The sequence below is a fragment of the Caulobacter sp. GW821-FHT09A05 genome, from assembly GCF_059418465.1.
The window spans coordinates 69,749-88,745 of the sequence record NZ_JBWKPX010000003.1; the positions used below are offsets into that span (position 1 = coordinate 69,749).

At 70.3% G+C, this 18,997-nt stretch carries 12 protein-coding genes and 1 pseudogene; 1 reads left to right on the top strand and 12 read right to left on the bottom strand.

The genetic code is table 11. From position 1 onward, the window contains the following. Nucleotides 1-78 precede the first annotated feature (78 nt). The 6 genes from AC07NX_RS03735 to AC07NX_RS03760 are packed head-to-tail and all read right to left on the bottom strand — an operon-like array spanning nt 79 to nt 5,683. Nucleotides 79-1,083: an ABC transporter substrate-binding protein gene (locus AC07NX_RS03735; protein ID WP_494639251.1), complete on the bottom strand. Its 1,005-nt coding sequence runs from the start codon at nt 1,081-1,083 to the stop codon at nt 79-81. Further along, nucleotides 1,083-1,925: a class II aldolase/adducin family protein gene (locus AC07NX_RS03740; RefSeq protein ID WP_494639252.1), complete on the bottom strand. Its 843-nt coding sequence runs from the start codon at nt 1,923-1,925 to the stop codon at nt 1,083-1,085. Before AC07NX_RS03740 ends, AC07NX_RS03735 begins: the two co-directional genes overlap by 1 nt. A gap of 11 nt (nt 1,926-1,936) precedes the next feature. After that, entirely contained in the window at nt 1,937-2,887 is a 951-nt protein-coding gene (locus tag AC07NX_RS03745) for a D-isomer specific 2-hydroxyacid dehydrogenase family protein (RefSeq protein WP_494639254.1), read from the bottom strand. After that, nucleotides 2,884-4,059 carry an acyl-CoA dehydrogenase family protein gene (locus tag AC07NX_RS03750; protein ID WP_494639256.1) on the bottom strand — a complete coding sequence of 392 codons (1,176 nt, stop codon included), beginning with the start codon at nt 4,057-4,059 and terminating at the stop codon, nt 2,884-2,886. The genes AC07NX_RS03745 and AC07NX_RS03750 overlap by 4 nt, the downstream gene beginning before the upstream one ends. After that, nucleotides 4,056-4,877, bottom strand: a complete 822-nt coding sequence (locus AC07NX_RS03755; protein ID WP_494639258.1) for an ABC transporter ATP-binding protein — start codon at nt 4,875-4,877, stop codon at nt 4,056-4,058. Before AC07NX_RS03755 ends, AC07NX_RS03750 begins: the two co-directional genes overlap by 4 nt. Then, complete coding sequence (locus AC07NX_RS03760; RefSeq protein WP_494639260.1) at nt 4,874-5,683, bottom strand: ABC transporter permease; 810 nt, start codon at nt 5,681-5,683, stop codon at nt 4,874-4,876. The genes AC07NX_RS03755 and AC07NX_RS03760 overlap by 4 nt, the downstream gene beginning before the upstream one ends. Nucleotides 5,684-5,812: 129 nt before the next feature. On the opposite strand from AC07NX_RS03760, the gene AC07NX_RS03765 reads away from it, so the two are divergent. Then, complete coding sequence (locus AC07NX_RS03765) at nt 5,813-6,646, top strand: LysR substrate-binding domain-containing protein (protein ID WP_494639262.1); 834 nt, start codon at nt 5,813-5,815, stop codon at nt 6,644-6,646. Here AC07NX_RS03765 and AC07NX_RS03770 read toward each other — a convergent pair. The 6 genes and pseudogenes from AC07NX_RS03770 to AC07NX_RS03795 form a co-directional block, all read right to left on the bottom strand. After that, nucleotides 6,618-7,988, bottom strand: a complete 1,371-nt coding sequence (locus AC07NX_RS03770) for an FAD/NAD(P)-binding protein (RefSeq protein ID WP_494639264.1) — start codon at nt 7,986-7,988, stop codon at nt 6,618-6,620. The two genes, AC07NX_RS03765 and AC07NX_RS03770, sit on opposite strands and share 29 nt — an antisense overlap. A 77-nt stretch (nt 7,989-8,065) precedes the next feature. Then, nucleotides 8,066-8,596 carry an OmpH family outer membrane protein gene (locus AC07NX_RS03775; RefSeq protein WP_494639266.1) on the bottom strand — a complete coding sequence of 177 codons (531 nt, stop codon included), beginning with the start codon at nt 8,594-8,596 and terminating at the stop codon, nt 8,066-8,068. Nucleotides 8,597-8,611: 15 nt separating this feature from the next. Next, nucleotides 8,612-9,064, bottom strand: a complete 453-nt coding sequence (gene bamE / locus AC07NX_RS03780; RefSeq protein WP_494639268.1) for an outer membrane protein assembly factor BamE domain-containing protein — start codon at nt 9,062-9,064, stop codon at nt 8,612-8,614. Nucleotides 9,065-9,098: 34 nt separating this feature from the next. After that, nucleotides 9,099-15,389, bottom strand: a complete 6,291-nt coding sequence (locus AC07NX_RS03785; protein ID WP_494639270.1) for a hemagglutinin — start codon at nt 15,387-15,389, stop codon at nt 9,099-9,101. 144 nt (nt 15,390-15,533) lie between these two features. Then, a complete protein-coding gene (locus AC07NX_RS03790) occupies nt 15,534-16,118 on the bottom strand; it encodes a hypothetical protein (protein ID WP_494639272.1) in 585 nt (194 codons plus the stop codon). Nucleotides 16,119-17,888: 1,770 nt separating this feature from the next. Then, nucleotides 17,889-18,911: pseudogene (locus tag AC07NX_RS03795) on the bottom strand (phosphatidylinositol-specific phospholipase C1-like protein); the annotation flags it as partial. Nucleotides 18,912-18,997: the final 86 nt, after the last annotated feature.

The window sequence follows — 18,997 nt, forward strand, 5'->3', positions numbered from 1 at the left end:
GACGTCTCAATCCATATAAAATCTATAGACTTGCAGATCATCTCATATCGCGAGCGCGAATATGTTGGTTGAGCATTTCTAACCATCGGGAAGGGCGCTGTTCAGCCGGTCGTCCCACAGGGGGCGGACGTCGACCTTGGCCGGGATGAGCCCGGCCGTGGCGAAGGCGTCGGCGACCTCCTGCTGCGAGGCGATCGCCGCCTCGCTGACCTTGATCAGCCGGGTCGGGCCGCTGCGCTCCTGGAATTCCCGCAGATAGAGCTCGGCCGGGACGCCCGTGGCCTCGCCCCGGACCTTGGCCCAGCGCGCGCCGTCGGCGTTGACCCAATCGGCCACCTTGGCGTAGCGGCCCAGATAGTCGCCCAGGGCCTGGCGCTTGAGCGGATCGTCCAGCGCCTCGCGGGCGGCGGCGATCAGATAGTTGCCCGACAGGATGCCCTTGGCCGTGCGCAGCACCCGCGCGCCGGCCTGGCGCGCCTGCTGGACGATCACGCCATAGATGATCCAGGCGTCGACCGCGCCGCTGGAGAAGGCCGCCAGCCCGTCCTGCGGCGACAGGGCCACCGGCTTGATGTCGGCCCAGGTCAGGCCGGCCTCGTCGAGCAGTCGCAGCAGGATGTAGTGCGAGGTCGTGGCCTTCACATAGCCGATGCGCTGGCCCTTCAGGTCGGCGAAGGTTCGGGCCTTGCTGCCCTTGGGAACCAGCACGACCTGGTTGTTCACGTCGCCCTGCAGGACGGCGACGATGCGGACCTGGTTGCCGGGCGCGCCGGCCACGAAAATCGGCGGGATCTCGCTCATGCCGCCGACGTCCAGCGCGCCGGCGTTGATCGCCTCGGCGATCAGGTTGCCGCTGGCGAATTCCGACTTGGCGAGCTTGTAGGGCGTCTCGGCGACGCCGGCCGACTGGAAGAAGGCCTCCAGGTTGCCGCGATAGGTGGCCGCCCTCAGGGTGAGGTCTTCGAGCGAGGCCGGCTTGGCGGGCTTGGCGGGCGAGCAGGCGGCCAGGCCGGCGACGGCCAGGCTGGTGACCGACAGGCCGCCGACCAGCAGGTGGCGGCGGGAAAGCGCGAGCGTGGTCATCAGTCGAACAGGTCCGGCTCTTCTTCGGTGACCACGTCCCAATAGGGTTGGAAGGCCCAGAAGCCGCCGGCCTCGCTCCCGACCTGGCCGGCGGTATGCCTGGCCACCTCGGGCGGCATCGGCTTGGTCGGGCCCGCGGCCTCGGCGAGGAGTTGGGTCTGGCAGGCGTTCTCCAGGGCCAGGTAGCGCCAGACGGCGGCCTCGACCGACTGGCCGACGGTCAGGATGCCGTGGTTCTGCAGGATCACGGCCTTCTTCGAGCCCAGGGTCCTGGCGATCTTCTCGCCCTCGCTGGTGTCCAGCACTACGCCGGAGAAGTCCTCGAACAGGGCGTGGTCGTCGTAGAAGGCCGCCGAGTCCTGGGTCAGGGGATCCAGCAGCCGACCCAGGGCCGACCAGGCCTTGCCGTACAGCGAGTGCGAATGGGCGGCGGCCACCACGTCCGGGCGCGCCTCGTGCAACTGGGAATGGATGGCGAAGGCGGCGCGGTTCAGTCGCGCGGGGGCCTTCGCTGGAGGCTGGACGATGTCGCCGGCGTGGCTGACCAGCATCAGGTCGGAGACCTTGATCCGCGAGAAGTGCACGCCGAACGGGTTGACCCAGAAGTGGTCAGTCAGTTCCGGGTCTCGGGCGGTGATATGGCCGGCGCCGCCCATGTCGAAGCCATGACGACCGAACAGGCGGTACGACGCGGCCAGCCGCTGCTTGCGATAGAGCCGCTCCTGCTCATGGGTCGGCTGGCGCGGCAGCTCGCGCGAGCCGAACTCGGGCAGAACGGTCTCGATCTTGGCGGGGTGGGGGCCCTGGGCCTGGAAAGCCCGCGCCGGGCTGATGGCGGTCATGGCGGTGTCCTTCAATAGCCGCGCGACAGGTCGACGACGTCGGCCAGGGGTGCGCCGGACCGGAAGCGGGCGAGGTTTTCGGCGAAGCGGGTCGCCAGGTTGATGCGGGTGTCGGGCGTATGGACCGAGGTATGCGGCGACAGCCGGACCCTGGGGTGGGTGTAGAACCGGTGTCCTTCTGTCAGCGGCTCGGGGTGGGTGACGTCGAGGCTGGCCAGCGCGACGCGGCCGTCGTCCAGCGCCTCCAGCAGCGCCTCGTCGTCGATCAGGGCGCCGCGGGCGATGTTGATCAGGTGCAGGCCGGGCTTGGCGGCGGCCAGCACCTCGCGGCTGACCAGGCGCTGGGTCTCGGGCGTGGCGGGGGCGGCCAGCACCACGTGGTCGCTACGGGCGAACAGGGTCTTCAGGTCGGCGACCCGTTCGACGCCCGGGGTCGGGATCGGCTTGTCCGATCGGCGCGTGGCGACGACGTGCAGGCCCAGGGCCTGGGCGCGCGGGGCCAGGGCCTCGCCGATCGCCCCGAACCCGACCAGGCCCAGGGTCGTGCCGGCGACCAGCTTCAGCGGCTGCGGCGCCCAGCGCTCGGCCTTGTCGATCCAGATGTCGGGCAGGCGCTTGGCCTGCGCCAGGATCGCCGCCAGGGCGAACTCGGCCAGGGCCACGGCCGACGACCCGCGCGCCGAGGTCACGACCGGTCCGTCGAACAGCCAGTCGGGATAGAAGTCGATGCCGACCGAGACCAGTTGCACCCACTCGACGTCATAGGGCCAGCCCTTGGGCGGCTGCGCCGGCAGCGCCCCGCCGGCCTTGCGGAACGGGGCGGCGACCAGGACCTTGGCCTCGGCGGGCAGCGGCGCGGCAAGGCCCGGCGGCACGGCGATGATCTCGGCGTCGCCGACATGCTGGGCGAAGACGCTGTTGAACAGCTCGGGCAGCTGGCTGGCGACGACCAGGCGGCTCATCTGGCGCCTTCCCGGGCGGCGAACGCCGCCTTGCCGGCGCTGGTCAGCACGACGTCCGACTGCGGGGTGTGAACCCGGCCGCACAGGACGTCGCGATGATGGCGTTCCAGCGGGTTGTGGCGGGTCAGGCCGGGGTTGCCGGTCAGTTTCAGGGCCTTCTCGACCACGCTGATGGCGTTCTCGGTGACCAGGTGCTTGACCAGCCCGGCCTCGACCCCGCCGACCTCGCCACGCGCGGCGGCGTCCAGCAGCAGGTGATTGGACAGCAGCAGGCCGTCGATGTCGCCGACCGCCTCCTGGAAGCGGGGCAGGGTGGACAGGGCCGCGCCCAGGTTGGCCGGCTTGCGGTCGGCCAGGAAGTCCACCAGCCAGTCGCGGGCGGCGCGAGCCTGGGCGTCATAGATCGCCGCCGTCAGCACCGCCGACCAGGCCGCGAAGCTGGCCGGATAGGGCGGCGGGGCGCCGACCGGCCGTGGATCGAGGGCGTGGTCGAGGGGGACGAGAACGTCGTCGAAGACCACGTCGTGGCTGGCGCTGGCCCGCAGGCCCAAATGGTCCCAGGTTTCCTCGATGGTGATCCCGGGCGCGCCGGCCCGCACCAGCCAGCCGCCGACCAGGGGTTCGGCGTCGTCGGAACGGGCCCAGACCACGAACCAGGTCAGGGCGGTCGAGCCCGTGGAGTAGATCTTGCGGCCGCTGATCCGCCAGCCCTCGGGCGTGCGGCGGGCGATCGTGCCGGGCAGGCCGCCTCGGGCCGGCGTGCCCAGGTCGGGCTCGACCCGCAAGGCGTTGATCAGGGCGCCGTCGCTGATCGCCTCGCCGATCACCCGCTGCTTCAGGTGCTCGGGCCAACCCGAGCGGCCCTCGACCGAGGCGTGGAACAGGTACTGCATGACCAGCACCAGGGCCGTGGCCGGTTCACCGCGCGCGACGGCGGAGACCACCTTGAGCGCGGTCGGCAGGTCGGCTTCCAGTCCGCCCAGGCGGCGCGGCGCGGTCAGGGCCAGCAGGCCGGCCTCGCGCAGGGCCTCGAAATTGGCGGTCGGAAAGCGGGCCTCGCGGTCGTGGACGGCGGCGGTGGCGGCGAAGGCGGCGGTCAGGCCCGGCAGGATGGCGTCCAGATCGGGCAGGGCGGGCGGTTCGGCTACCCGCAAGGCCGTGGCGGCGCTCACAGCACGACCTCGCCGGTCGGGAAGGCGACCAGGGCCGGCGCGGGCGCGGGCTGCGGGGCGGGGGCCTCGACGCCCAGATGGGCCAGCAGCCGGCGACGCACGGCGTGGAACCGGGCGTCGGGCGCACGGGGACGCTCCAGGGCGATCCGCTCCTCGACGGCGATCTTGCCCCGGTCCAGGACCAGAACACGGTCGGCCAGGGCGATGGCCTCGTCGACGTCGTGGGTGACCAGCAGCACGGCCGGGCGGTGCTCGCGCCACAGCGACAACACCAGGTCGTGCATCTTCAGCCGGGTCAGGGCGTCCAGGGCCGCGAACGGCTCGTCCAGCAGCAGCAGGGCCGGCTCGCGGACCAGGGCGCGGGCCAGGGCCGTGCGCTGGGCCTCGCCGCCGGACAGGGTGGCGGGCCAGGCGTCCAGGCGGTGGCCCAGACCCACCTCCTTCAGCGCCGCCTCGGCCCGGACCCGAACCTCGCCCTTCCTTCCGGGGCCGTCCTTCAGGCCCAGGGCGACATTGCGCCAGACCTTCTTCCACGGCAGCAGGCGGGCGTCCTGGAACACCACGGCGCGGGCGTCGGGCGTCGTCACGTCCTGGCCGCCGACGGGGTCCAGGCCCGCCAGGGTGCGCAGCAGGGTGGTCTTGCCCGACCCGCTGGCGCCCAGCAGGGCCACGAACTCGCCCGGCGCGATGGTCAGGTCCAGACCGTCGATGACCACGTTGTCGCCGAACCGGCGGGTGAAGCCGCTCAGGCGCACGGTCGGCGCCTCGGGCGCGGCGGCGGCCGGAACGGCGCGGATGCGGGGCTGGGCCATGGTCATTGCTCCACGAGGCTGGGGCGCCACGCCAGCGCCTTGCGCTCCAGCGTGCGGACGAGGGCGTCGGCCGCGAGGCCGAGCAGGGCGTAGACGAGCAGGCAGACGACGATGATGTCGGTGCGCATGAAGTCGCGGGCGTTGTTGACCAGGTGGCCCAGGCCGGCCTGGGCGTTGATCTGTTCGGCGATCACCAGCATCACCACGCTGATGCTCAGCGAATAGCGCAGGCCGACGAAGAACGAGGGCAGGGCGCCGGGCAGGATGACATTGACGATCAGGTCGCGGCCGGAGAGGCCGAAGCTGCGGGCCGCCTCGACCAGCCGCACGTCCACCCCGCGGATGCCGGCGAACAGGTTCAGGTACAGCGGGAAGACGGCGGCGGTGGCGATCAGGGCGATCTTCGGGACCTCGCCAATGCCGAACCAGACGATGAACAGCGGGGTCAGGGCCACCACCGGCAAGGTGCGCTTGATCTGCATCAGCGGGTCGACCAGGGTCTCGCCCCACCGGGACAGGCCCGAGATCAGGCCCAGCGTGACGGCGACGGTCAGGGCCAGACTCAGGCCCGCGCCGGCCCGGCCCAGCGACACCAGGAGATTGGCCGGCAACTCGCCCGAAAGGGTCATCGCCCAGAAGGTTTCGGCCACGGCGGACGGGGCGGCGAGCACGCGGGCCGGCACCAGGCCCGTTCGCGACCCGGCCTCCCACAGCAGCAGGAGGAGCGTCGGCGACAGCCATCGCGCCTTCGCCAGGCGCGGCCAACGCCATGGTCGTGCTTGAGAATTTCTAAGGGTGACCGCCAAAGACATGAGGGTGAGCCGTCCCGTGAACCGTTGCGGCGCGAACGCCTTTGCTCCAGAGAGAAAGGCGTTGAAACCCTACTGGATCAATAGACTTATCCTCAGGGGTCATATCAGAGTTTCTTATAGGCGAACCCCATGGCCACCAATCTGCCGACCGAACTGCTGCGAAGCTTCGTGGCGATCGTCGACTCCGGATCGATGCTGAAGGCCACCGAGCGGGTGTTCGTGACCCAGTCGGCGCTCAGCCTGCAGATGAAGCGGCTGGAGGAGACGGTGCTGACGCCGCTGTTCCATCGCGACGGCCGTCGCCTGACCCTGACGCCGGCCGGCCAGGCCCTGCTGGGCCACGCCCGCGAGATCCTGGCGCTGAACGACCGGGCCGTGGTGGCCTTGACCGGCGACGCCCTGGTGGGGCCGGTGCGGGTGGGGCTGGTCCAGGACTTCGCCGAGACCCTGCTGTCAGGCGTCCTGGCCCGGTTCAGCCAGCTCAATCCGGACGTCCAGCTGGAGGTGCGGGTGGCGGGGTCGCCGGAACTGCTGGACCTGCTGAACGGCGACCGGCTGGATGTGGTGCTGTGCATGGGCGCGGCCGACGATCCGCACGCGGCCCGCGTCGCGCCGATGGTCTGGCATGGTGATCCGGACCTCGTCCAGGCCGCGGTGCTGCCGCTGGCCATCCTGGCGCCGCCGTGCCGGTTCCGCGACGCGGCCCTGGCGGCGCTGGAGCGCGAGGGGCGGCCGTTCCGTGTCGCCCTGGAGACGCCAAGCCTCTCGGCCCTGCGCGCGGCGGTCGAGGCCGGCCTGGCCGTCACCTGCCGGACCGCCCTGTTCCGGCCCCGCGCCGCGCCGATCGAAGCGGGGCTGCCGGCGGTGCCGCAGGTGGCCTATGTCCGTCGCGTCGGCTCGGCGCCGCACCCGTCGATCGCCAAGCTGTCGGAGCTCATCCACCAGGCGGCGCTAGAGCTCTGAGCGCGGCCGCGGCCACCTCGGCGGCCTGGACGCGGATGTCCGGCACCGCGTTGATCTCCCACAGCGCGCCTCGGGTGATCGGTCCGACGGCGAACAGGGTGGCCCGCGCCGTTCCCCCGGCGTCGATCACCCGGTGCTCGGCGTCGATGTCCAGCCCCAGGCGCAGCGGGTCGGCGCGGATCAGGCCGCGGGCGGCCAGGGCGGCGATCAGCGGCTCGGTGGAGCGTTCGACGTCCGCCGACGGTCCGGTGCAGTTGACCACCAGGTCCGCCTCCAGGCGCCAGGTGTCGCTCTCGCCGCGCGGTCGCCAGACCAGTCCGGCCCGTCCGCCTTCCAGCACGTCGGCCCGTTCCAGCTTGCCAGTCAGCACCCGCAGCCGGCCATCGGCCCGCATCCGCGCCAGCCGATCGGCGACCTGCGGCGAGAGCCGATGGCGATGGACGTCCCAGAAGGCGCGGGCATGGCGCAGGAAAGCGGCGCGCCGCGCCAGGCTCCAGCCGCGCCACAGGTCCTGCGTCGCCGGCCGCAAGGCGTCGACCGCGGTGCGCCAGCCGTGACGTTCGGCCGCCTCGCGCAGCCAGGCCAGGGCCTGGACCGGCGACAGCGCCGCCGGCGGAGGGGCGGGCAGGGGCGAGGGCGGGGCGCCCTGGTGCTCGCGCGGCGTCAGGCCGCGCCGTGACAGGGCGACCAGCGGCCGGCCCGGCGCGACGCGATCCAGCGACAGGGCCGCGTCGACCATGGTCAGGCCGCTGCCCAGCAGCAGGATCGGCCCCGCGCCTTCGACCAGGGCGTTCGGATCCCAGCGCCAGGGATCGGCGACATAGGCGTCGGAGGCCTCCAGTTCCGGACTGACCGGCGCCGGCGCGCGCGGCGGCGGATTGCCCAGGGCCAGCACCACGGCGTCGGCGGCGATCGTGCGGCCCATGCCGCAGGTCAGGGTCCAGCCGCGGCTGGTCGGCGCGATGGCGGCGATCTCGTCCGGCGCGATCAGCAGGCGGCCGACGGCGTCCGGACCCTCGGCCAGCGACGACAGCAGGCCTTGCAGGTAGCGGCCGTAGTCGCCGCGTGTCGCGAAGCCGCCGGGCTCGACGTCCAGGCCGCGCGCCTTCAGCCAGGCGACGAAATCCTCGGGCCGATCAGGCCAGGCGCTCATGTTGCCGGCCCGGACATTGAGCCGGTGGGCCGGATCGTCGGTGGCGTAGGCCGCGCCCAGTCCGATCGGACTGCGCCGCTCGATCAGGACCACCTTGACCGGCCGGGGCTGGCGAAGCAGGTGCAGCGCCGTCATCACGCCGCTGAAGCCCGCGCCGACGACGGCCAGGATCGGTGGGGTGGACGCCAAGGTGAAATCCTACGAGGTGAATAGGGTTTATCACCCGGCGTCGGGCGGCGGGCAAGGGGCTGGCGGGGCTGGCGCCCTTACTGGAGCGTGACGGCCTGCAGGACGCCGTCCATTTCGCGGGCGGTGGCCGGCGTGATGTCCATCGCATTGTTCCAGCCATAGGCGTTGTCGCGTTCCATCACCACGCTGCAGGCGCTGCGGGTGATGACGCGGCTGAGCGCGTCGTTGAGCGCACGGTCGACCTGTTGCTGGCCCCGGGTCTGGGCGGCGATGAACCGCGCGTTCTGCTGCTGCTCCAGCGCCTGGGCCTGCTGATTGAAGCTCGCCAGCTGTCGTTGGAACTCGATCGGGGCGATCGCCGCTTGCCGCCCTTCGAGCGCCCTGCGCTGAACGTCGAGGGACGCCCGCCGCTGCGCCAGCTCGCTGCTCAGCGAAGTCTGCAGCTGGCGCAGCTGGGCCTGCATCGACTGGCCGGCGCGCGAGGCGCCGATCGCCCCGACGCGTGACAGCAGGCACATGCCGGTGATGGGCGGTCCGAAGGTCTGGGCGGACGTCGGCGCGGCGAAGGTCGTTACCAGGCCGATGACCAGCACCCCGACTAAACGCATATCGTCCTCGCCCGATCAGCTCGCCGCCGCGACCCGGTCAACGCAGGATTTCTCCTGCCAGACCACCTCGGAGACCGTGACGTTGTAGCGCCCGCGCGGCCGCGTGAAGCGAATCTCCATCCGGCAACGTACCCGCTCCACGCTGCCGGGCGCGACGGGAAAGAACAGGACATAGTTCCACCGACGCCGGACGCTCTCCGCGAAATGCGGCGGGCCGAGCAAGGGATAGATGCTGAACTTGTCGACTCCCGGCGTGATCAGTCGCACGGACGCGGGGCTGACCGTCACCCCCAGCTTGTCGCGTTCGCCCGGGACTTCGTGAAAGGCGCCGGGATCGACCGTCGCCACATAGATCGCGGGGGAGGGGGGCGTGGCGGACGGGGAAGGGGTGTCCCGAGCGACGGCCGCGGCCGGGATCGCGAGGCTGAGTCCCGAAAGGATCGCAAGGGCGAGGCGCCTGGCTTTCATGGTGTCCTCCTTGAATGAGCGAATGATGGCGGGATCAGAACTGGAAGCCGATGCCGAGATTGGCGCCGGTGCGTTCCTGGGTGTCGTAGGTCGCGCCCGCCTTGAGGATGGTGCGGCCGTCGTCCATGATCCGCGAAAGGCCCATGGCGAAGGCCGATTGCCCGCCATAGGTGCCCGCGCCCAGGGAAAGCATGCTGCGGCCCGGTTCGTAGGCCTGGGGCAGGCCGGCCGCCGCCAGCGCGCCCGCGTTCCCCGCGAAGGCCTCGCGTCGCGCCTTGGACATGTCGACCACGAAACCCTGCAGCCGCGCGTCGGTATAGGCGTTGGCGGTCGAGATCGCGTTCGTAAGCCCGTCATTGAGCTGCTGGACATTGACGGCGTCGGTCGGCGCGACGCCGGCGGCGACATTGTGCAGGGTCGCCGCCTGGCCGCCGGGGTTGAAGGTCACCGAGTTGCGGCCCGCGTCATATTGCACCGAATTGCTGGCCACTTGCTGGACCTGATGCAGTTGCGAGCCGTTGACCGCGTCGGTCGAGGTGGCGGTCACCGCGCCGGCCCCGACGTCGCGGACCACGTTGCCGCCCATGTCGACGGTGGTGTTCTGGCCGACGGTGAGGCCGCCATTGGCGCTGATCACGCCACTGAAGGTCGGGTTGTCCGCCATGGCGATCTGCAGCTGGTTGCCGCTGAGCGTGACCACGGTGTTGGAGCCCGCGGTCACGTTGAGCGTGCCGTTCGACGGGACATTGGTGGCCGGGCCGCCGTTGGCCTGGATGTTCCACCCCGCGGCCGCTGTCTGGTTCAGGGCCTGCAGCGCGGCGTTGACGCTGCTGTAGTTGGCGCCGCCGACGTTGAGACTGGTGGTCACCGCGCCGGTCGTGGCGTCATAGCTGGAATTGCCGCCCAGCCCGGCCGCCACGCTGCCGCCAAGGTTCGTGACGTTGGCGCCGAGGTGGGTGACGGTGTTCTCGACGGTGGTCACCCGGCCGTCGAGATTGGTCACCGCCGTCGTCTGAGCGCCAAGCGCGTCGCCGACATTGCTGTAGGTGTTCCCGCCCACCGTATAGGTCGGCGCGGTATAGGTCCCGGTCGCCGGATCGTAGGACGCCCCGCCGCCCAGCGCGCTGGCCGTGTTCTGGGCCACCTGGTTGAGCTGGCTGACGTTCACCGCATCGGTCGGGGCCGAACCGGCCGCGACATTGGTGACCTGCCGCTCGGCGCCGGCGCTGCCCACCGACACCTCGCCGGCCGAGTTCTGCGGCGTGGCCAGGCCGTAGCCGGCATAGCCGGTTCGCGAACCCACCGCCGTCGTCGCGCCCGCGCCCAGGGCCACGCTGCCCGAGAAGCTGGCGTTGGCGCCAGGGCCGATCGCGATCGACTGGATGCCGTTGGCGATCGAATTGGTGCCCAGGGCGATGCCGTCGGCCTGCGAGACCTGGGCGTTCTGGCCGATGGCGGTTCCGCCCGGCGCGGTCATCTGGACCACCGCGCCCTTGCCGATGCCGATGCCGTTGTCGCCGTTGACCACCGTGGTCGGACCCACCGCGACCGAGTCCAGCCCGACCGCCAGCGAGTCCGCGGCCGTCGAGTTGGCGTGGAAATACTGCACCGGGGTCACCGAGACCGAGCCGATGGCGCCCTGCAGCTGGCGCAGGGTCACGGCGTCTTGCGCGCTGGTGCCGTCGGCGATGTTGGTGATCTGGCGGTACTGGCTGGTCGTGGCGTTGCCGACCGAGACCGCCCCCAGCAGCGTCGCATCGGTCGTGTTGTACGGAACGAAGCCGATGCCCGCGACGATCGTGCCCGACGCCGGCGCGATCGCGCGATCGGCGACCGAACCCGAACCCAGCGCCAGCGCGCCGTCGATGCTGGCGACGGCGTTGTTGCCCAGGGCGACGCTGTCGGTGTTGTTGGCCACCGCCTGCGGGCCCACCGCCACGCTGTCGGTTCCGATCGCCTGGCTGTCGGCCAGGATCGAGTTGGCGCGGAAATACTTGATGCCGCCGCCATTGTTGATGGTGGTGAGCTGGTTGGTGAGGTTGGTCAGGCCGCTGTCGACCGCCGTCAGGCTGTCGAAGACCGTCGTGTAGTTGCTCCCGAGGATGGTGTAGGTCGGTCCGGTGACTGTGCCGTCCGGATTGACTGTCGAGCCGCCGCCCAGATTGTTCACCACGCTCTGGCTGACGCCGTAGAGCTGCGAGCCGTTGATCGCGTCGGCGCTGGTCGACGACACCGCGCCGTCGGCCAGATTGGTCAGGGTCTGGGCCGCGCCCGGGGCCGCGCCGGTCCCGCCTGGCGCCACCAGGGCCAACTGGTTGGCCCCGCCGGTCTGCTGCACCGGACCCACCGTCCCGTTGTTGACGCTGTTGGTCAGGTTGGTGATCGCCGTCGTGTTGCCGGCGATGGCGGTGGTGTTGGCCGTCACCTGCTGGTTGGTGCCAAACAGCTGCGAGCCGTTGACCGCGTCGGTCGAACCGCCGTTGAGCTGGCCCGCCGCCACGTTGGTGATCGTGCGCTCGGCGCCGAGCGCGCCGATGCTGACCGTCGAGGTCGGCGTCGTGCCGGCGAAGTTGTAGGTCACCCCGCCGATCACGGTGCTGGTCGTGCCGACCGCGACGCCGGTGATGCTGCCCGAGCCCAGCGCGATGTCGCCGGCGTTGTTGGCCACGGCGTTGGGGCCGATGGCGACGGAGTCGGTTCCCAGGGCCTGGCTGTCGGGCTGGGTCGAGGTGGCGTGGAAATACTTGATGCCCGCGCCGGTGTTGATGTTGGTGAGGGTGTTGTTGAGATTGGCGATGTCGGTGGTGTTGGTCGTCACCTGCTGGTTGGTGGCGTAGAGCTGCGAGCCGTTGATCGCGTCGGTGCTGGTCGCCGACACCGCGCCCGCCGCCAGATTGGTCAGGTTCTGGGCCGCGCCCGGCGCCGCGCCGGTTCCCCCGGGCGCCACCAGGGCCAGCTGATTGGCCGACCCGGTCTGCTGCACCGGACCCACCGTTCCGCCGCTGATGTTGTTGGTCAGGTTGGTGATCGCCGCGGTGTTGCCGGCGATGGCGGTGGTGTTGATCGTCACCTGCTGGTTGGTGGCGAACAGCTGCGAGCCGTTGACCGCGTCGGTCGAGCCGCCGTTGAGCCGTCCCGCCGCCACATTGGTGATGGTCCGCTCGGCCCCGCCGGCGCCGACGCTGACCGTGCTGGCCGGGGTGGTTCCCGCGAAGCCGTAGGTGTTCCCGCCGATCACCGTGCTGGCGGTGCCGACGGCGGCGGCGGTCGTGCTGCCCGAGCCCAGCGCCACGTCGCCGGCGCTGGCGGTCGCCACCGCGCCGTTGCCGAGCGCGACATTGCCCGCGAGCCCGGCCGCGCCGGCGGTCGAGCCGTTGCCCAGCGCCACGCTGCCCTGGCCGATCGCGCGGTTGTTGTTGCCGATCGCCACCGCGCCGCTGGCCTGGTTCGCGACCGTCGCCGTCGCGGTCCCGTCGCTGTTGGCGATGTTGTTGGCGCCGCCGGTGAAGGCGCCGGTCCCGCTGGCGTAGCTGGGGTCGCCGATCGCCACCGCGCCGTCGCCGAAGGCGGTGTTCGAACGCCCGATCGCCACCGCGCCGCCGCCCGCCGTGCTGGCGTTGGCCGTGCTCGCATTGCCGATCGCCACGTTCACGCCGGTAGCGCCGGTGGTGGCCAGGTCGCCCACGGCGACCGAGGAGACGCTGCCCACCGTGGCCCGGTAGCCCAGGGCGACCGTATTGTTGAAGTTGGCCGTCGTATTCTGCCCGATGGCGATGGCGCGTGATGCGGAGGCGGAGGCCGGGGTCCCGGTGGGCACGGTCCCGGCGCCGCCGCCGATGGCGATGGAACCAGCACCGGCGGCGTTGGCCCCCGTCGTCGGTCCGGACCCGATGGCGATGGCATAGTTGGTGCCTGCCGAGGCCGCGGCGCCGAGCGCGATCGCGTGGGTGCCAAGCGCGGCCGCTTGGGCGCCGACCGCCGTCGAGCGGGTCTGGGCGGTGCGCGCCGAAGCGCCGATCGCGACCGCCTGGGTGTCGCTGCCCGAGACCTGATTGAAGGCGCTGGCGCCGATGGCGACGCTGTTCGAGGTCTGCGACGCCGCGTTCACCCCCATGGCGATCGAGTTCGTCCCCGTCGCGCCGGTATTGTTGTAGTTGCCGCCCGTCACCCCGCCGTCGTTGACGCTGACATAGTGGATGGCGGTCGTGCTGACCGTATTGGCCAGGCTGTCGACCGCCTGGTTGGTGGCGAACAGCTGCGAGCCGTTGACCGCGTCGGTCGAGCCGCTGGCGATCCGGCCCGCTGCCAGGTTGGTGATCGTCCGCTCGGCGCCGAGCGCCCCGATGCTCACCGTACGGGTCGGCGTCGTGCCGGCGAAATTGTAGGTCGTGCCATTGATCACCGTGCTGGCCGTGCCGACCGCCGTGGCGGTGACCGATCCCGAGCCCAGCGCCACGTCGCCGGCGTTGTTGGCCACGGCGGCGTCGCCGAACGCGACAGCGCCGGCCGCCAGCGCGCTGCTGGCGTTGCCGATGGCGACGCTGCCCTGGCCGACGACGGTGTTCTGGTAGCCGATGCCGACCGCCCCCTGGGCGGCCGTGCCGGGGGTGCTGACCGCCTGGCCGCCGCCGCCGACCATGTTGGTGTTGCCCAGGGCCACCGCGCCGAAGCCGGTGGCGGTGTTGTCCTTGCCGCTGGCCACCGCGCCGTCGCCGGTGGCGGTGTTGGGATCGCCGATCGCCACCGCGCCGTCGCCGCTGGCGATGTTGCCCGCGCCGACCGCGACCGCCTTGCCGCCGGTGGCGGTGGAGCTGTTGCCGATGGCCACGGCGTCGGCCGTGTCCGCGAAGGCCTGGAGACCCACCGCGATGGCGTTGGTCGCGGTCGCCTGGCTGTCGCGTCCCATCGCGATGGCGCCGTCCTGGGACGCCGTCACGTCCGTGCCGATGCCGATGGCGCTTTCTCCGCTGGCGCTGGTCGCGAAGGTGCTGGAGCCGAGATAGATGGAGTTGATCCCGGACGCGCGCGAACCGGCCCCGACGGCGACGGAATTCAGGGCGGTGGTCCGGGCCCCCTGGCCGACGGCGGTGCTGCCGACGCCGCTGGCGCCCGCTTCACGCCCGATGGCGGTGGAATTGCTGGCGGTCGCCTGGGTTTGGCGTCCCATCGCGACCGAGTCGGAGGCGTTGGCGATCGAGCCCAGGCCGACCGCGATGGCGTTGGTGGAGGAGGCGGCGGCGTTGTTGCCGACCGCTACGGCCCCGACGTCCGTGCTCTGGGCTCCCGAGCCCGCCGCGAGAGAACCCAGTCCGCCTGACACGGCCCCATTGCCCAAGGCGAGCGCGAAGTCGCCGGAAGCATTGGCCGACCTGCCGAACGCCGCCGAGCTTGCCCCCGCCGCCTGGGAACTTGTCCCGATCGCGGTGGCAAAAACGGCGGTCGCCTTGCTGGCGCGTCCCATCGCCAGGGCGTCGTCCGCGGAGGCCGTCACATCCGTGCCGATGGCGATGGCGCTCTGGCCGAGGGCGCCGGCTCCGGCGAGGGTGCGCGAGCCGAGGGAGACGGAGTTTATCCCCGATGCGATTGTCCCAAAGCCGATCGCCACGGCGTTCTGCTGGCTCGCGGTGGCGGTGCTGCCCTGGGCGATCGCATCGATTCCGGACGCGTTCGCCTGGTACCCGAGCGCGAGGGTGCGCAACCCGCCCGCGACGGACTGGTAGCCCCCCGCCCATGCGAAGTTGTTGCTGGCGGTGGCGCCGACGCCGACCGCGGTGGAGTTGCCTCCCGAAGCCAGGGAGGCGGTGCCCAGCGCGCTGGCCCCCGCCCCGGTGGCGTTGGCGTTGACGCCGATCGCGGTCGTATTGATGTTGTTCGAGACCGTGCCGGCGCCCAGGGCCACCGCGCCGCCGGCGCCCGTGGCCTGCGCACCCTGACCGATCGCCACGGTATACTGCGACGACGAGACCGTTGAGGTTCCGATCGCGACGGCGTTGATCTGGGAGGCTGTCGAGCTGGAGCCGATGGCGATGGAGCCGCTGGCTGACGCCGCGCCGCCGCCAGCCTGATATTGCGCCTGGGCCGGCGCCGAGAGGCCGAGCGCCATGATCACGGCCAGGCCGCCGACCGCGCTGGCCTGACCCAGCCCGCCGCCGACGCCCAAGGTTCCAAGCCCCAGGCCCTTGCGCCTGACGCCGAGCACCTGATGGGCCTTGCGCAGGATCGCCATCAGCCGGCGACGCTGCGACCAGCCTCGCCCGGCTTCCCCGCCCGTCCCGCTGCGCACCAAGCCGGCGTCGCGGCGATCCTTCGACACGTAGGTATTCATGGCAACGCTACCCCTCAATGTCGGCCCGCCGGCCCTTGGGGCGTCGGCGAGAGCCGCGATCTGGCCCCAGGTCACTTCTCCCGTGCGGCGGGCGCCGATCCGCACGACCGATCTTGCGAGTTCGCCCGGCGGGCGGGCGCGGGATCACCGACGCTGGGTCATCCCGGACAGGGTCACCACCACGCAGGTCGAACCGCTGGGGATCATCAGCGCCTGCCCCTGGGTTCCGGCGAGCTGGTATCGCCAGGCGCCCGCAAGGGCCGCGCCCGCCGTGCTGCCGGCCGGAAGCAGGTTGACGACCTCGGCGCACGGTTTCTGGAACGGGACCACCCGCACCAGGTAGCCTTCACATCCCTCCGCCGCTGGGGCGGCGAGGAGCACCCCGCCCGCGGACCCCTTGAGGTCGGGCAGGTCGTAGGTCATGCCCACGACGCCCTGGACGAGGTGGGCGTCGGGGGCGGTTTTGTCCGCTTCGGTCTTGACCGAGAAGGCCGTCCCACGGGTCAGGCCCTGGCCGAGCGCCTCATAGAGGTTCGCGCAGTTCCGCGCGCCGACCTTCTCGGCCTGATCGCGAAAGACGGCCGCATTGGCGGGCGCCTTGGCCGCCGCGGCGGTCGTGGCCGCGGCCGCGATCGGCGCGAAGACGCTGATGTCGCCGATGAGCGCGAGCCCGAAAATGGCCGCGAAGGCGCGACGCCGAGCACTATTACCCACCAATATTTGAATCATCTTTGCCCTGAACTCCGTCTGGCGCTGGCCGTCGCGACTTCAGGAGCTGTCGCCCTGTGAAATCGCACCGACTTCCCGTTTAGGTGGCAGATGTGGGGCAGCGAGCAGTCTAACTCGTTAATGGATGATTAATTTGGTGGCGCTCGCATAGGGTTGTTGATCGATATCAATTGCTAGTGGTGCGTTTTATAAAGTAGAACTGTACTATTTTTAGAGTTTAGTTTCATAAACTTGGTAATTTACAGTCGTTCAAGGTCCGATTTTTTCCGGATTTGAAATATTATGTGCGTATCCGACCGCGATTTGGCGCTGATTGGAGGTGTTCAATAAGAAAAAGTCCCACCCATCTAAAATGGGCGTTTCTGCGAACCGCGCCTCCAGGGGCATTGGCTGAAGCCGGTCGTTTTCATGGGAATGGGGAGGGGGATATGTAGTATAAATTATATGCGGAAGGAGTGATTAATATAAGTGTTGTTCTTGTTTATGTATATTCTGATTAGAGGCGATGGGTGATCTTGTATCTATATATGTTGTGACGATTTCGTATGAATGTGTTTCAAATGTCGTATGTGATATGGATGTATAGGCGTGGGAATTTGGGGAATTCTCGGGACGTTACGCGGGCTGCGGCGTGGTCGTGGTTAAGGTGTGTGTGGTCGCGGCGAAAAGTTTCGCATAATTGTCAAGAATTGAAGCTTTCGTTGGGATTTTTGTCCGAGCATGAGTGCGTGTTGGTGCGGTTTGTGTGTATTAAGAAAGAAATTGAAAGTGAACAAATGTTACATTTCGAGAAATAGTCTTTGTTTTTCTCTCGCAAAAAGATTTTAAGGAAAGTAGCGCCGGATAATCCAAATCGTCGCCGACAAAATCGACGCCATGGAATTTTTTAGGTTCGGCGACCTTTTTGAGCAGCGGTTCGGCCTGAGATCCTCGCCGCGACGCTGGGGAGCCGGGGAAGGGGCGCCGCCGGGAGGCTGAGATTCTCGATTCCCCTCCCACCGAACCTGCGCTGGCGTGAAAGGGGATGTCCGGTCCCGGGGGGGGGGCTTGGGCTCGCGAAGAGCGGATGCGCTTGGATCTATGGACCGGCAGGCCTTCCGGACGCGCTCACCGTCGGGGCGCCAGGCCGAGCGCCGCGTCGAGTTCCGCCCGGGCCATCTCCATGTCTCCGCGGAAGATCGGCGAGGCGTGCTCGGCCGCATAGATCACCGCGCCGGCCTGAAGGCCGGCTTCCGCCGCGCTGAAGGTGTGCGAGCCGCAGATATAGCGGCTTTCGGCATATTCGCGGCCCCGGGCGTACAGGGCGTCGGCGCGCGAGGGGGCGAGTTCGGCCAGGATCATCGCGACCTGCTCGCCATGGGCGGAATGCCCGGACGGATAGTCGGGATTGCCGGCCAGGTGGTCGTTCCGGGGCTCGCAGACCGGGGCGGCGTCCTTGCCGATATAGGGCCGACGGGTCCCCCAGTGGGTCTTGGCCAGCCCGACCACCGAGCGATCCTCGCCGGCCCGTTCCAGGAGGGCGGTCAGGACCGGCGCGGCCTGGGGCGTCAGCCGCACGCCGAGGGCCTGGGCGAAATGATCATACATCGGGCCGTCGACGTCGGAGGTCGCCAGGGCCCAGCGGGGCGTGTCCTTGAGGGCCCGGGTCTGGTCGAAGACCAAGGCGTCCGCGACGGCCCGGGGCGAGCCCGCGGCGGGCGGCGGGGCCAGGATCTTCGTCAGGTCCGGCCGGGCCTGGGGCGAAAGATAGCCGCGCGCCGGCGCGCCGGGCAGGGATTCCAACGCCAGGCCGTCGCAGCGATCGGCCGCGCGCACGGGGTTGCAGACGGCCACGTCGCCCCCGGTCAGGCGCACGGCGTAGCCGCCGGGCAGGCGCGGATCCGCCCAGAGATAGTCGGTCGAGACATATTGCGCGCCGCTGGTCAGGGCGGCGCTGCGCTGGGCGACATCGTTGGCGCGCGCGGCCCAGGTGTCGGCGTCGGCGCGCGTGCGGACGATGAAGCCGGCCTTCACGGCGGCGGCGATGCGGTCCTTCTGGGCCACCGGGTCGTTGAGGGTCAGATAGGCGGCGGCCGGCGAGGTCTCGTCGGTGTTGACGAACATCGCGCGGCCTTCCAGCGAGCGCCGAGCGCCCCGATAGAGCGCCACCTTGGCCGGGCTTTCGTCCAGGGCGAAGAAGACCTTGCCGCGCGAGGCTGACAGGCTGGGCCAGCCGTCGGCCAGAACCGCCTCGCGCAGGGCGGCGCGCCGGCCGCGGACCTGGTCGGGCGTGATCAACTGGGCGTCGTCGAAGACCGAGCGGATCTCCGCGTCGAGGGCGTCGAACGCCTTCTCGTCGAAGGGCAGGGGGATGACGCCGCCGGGCAGGCTGGCCTGGCCGTCCTTGGCGTTGAGCAGGATCAGGATCGGCACGTGGCCGGGGTGGGCCTTGGACCAGGTCTTCACCTGGGTCAGGCAGGCGACGAAGGTCGGGCAAGAACTGCGGAAATCGACGTCCGGCATGTGCAGGACCTTGAAACCCGGACGGGCCAGGGCGGCGGCGAGGTCGGGCGACAGGACCGTCCCGTGTCGCAAGGCCGTCAGGGGCTTGGCGTAGCGGCCGCCGTCCGGGTCGGCGACGACGTCGATCTCCAGCTGCCGCGCCCCGGCGTCCAACTGCTCGGCCAGGGGACGGTGCGCGTAATCGACGCCCAGGGCGGCCTGTCCGCGCGCGGCGACCATGGCGGCCATCTCGTCGGGCGGGATGGCCAGCTTGTAGCTGTTATGGGTGCCGACCGCGGTCAGGTCGTTCATGCGCGGATCGGCGACGGGACTGGCGCCCATCAAGAGTGCGGCGACAAGACTCAGCATGGGGCTCTCCGAAGGTCGCGGTCCGACTA

Bases quoted from the DNA above. Each gene is read 5' to 3' on its own strand.
- AC07NX_RS03735 (WP_494639251.1), bottom strand. From the start codon at position 1,083: ATGACCACGCTCGCGCTTTCCCGCCGCCACCTGCTGGTCGGCGGCCTG.
- AC07NX_RS03740 (WP_494639252.1), bottom strand. From the start codon at position 1,925: ATGACCGCCATCAGCCCGGCGCGGGCTTTCCAGGCCCAGGGCCCCCAC.
- AC07NX_RS03745 (WP_494639254.1), bottom strand. From the start codon at position 2,887: ATGAGCCGCCTGGTCGTCGCCAGCCAGCTGCCCGAGCTGTTCAACAGC.
- AC07NX_RS03755 (WP_494639258.1), bottom strand. From the start codon at position 4,877: ATGACCATGGCCCAGCCCCGCATCCGCGCCGTTCCGGCCGCCGCCGCG.
- AC07NX_RS03760 (WP_494639260.1), bottom strand. From the start codon at position 5,683: ATGTCTTTGGCGGTCACCCTTAGAAATTCTCAAGCACGACCATGGCGT.
- AC07NX_RS03765 (WP_494639262.1), top strand. From the start codon at position 5,813: ATGGCCACCAATCTGCCGACCGAACTGCTGCGAAGCTTCGTGGCGATC.
- AC07NX_RS03775 (WP_494639266.1), bottom strand. From the start codon at position 8,596: ATGCGTTTAGTCGGGGTGCTGGTCATCGGCCTGGTAACGACCTTCGCC.
- bamE (WP_494639268.1), bottom strand. From the start codon at position 9,064: ATGAAAGCCAGGCGCCTCGCCCTTGCGATCCTTTCGGGACTCAGCCTC.
- AC07NX_RS03785 (WP_494639270.1), bottom strand. From the start codon at position 15,389: ATGAATACCTACGTGTCGAAGGATCGCCGCGACGCCGGCTTGGTGCGC.
- AC07NX_RS03790 (WP_494639272.1), bottom strand. From the start codon at position 16,118: ATGATTCAAATATTGGTGGGTAATAGTGCTCGGCGTCGCGCCTTCGCG.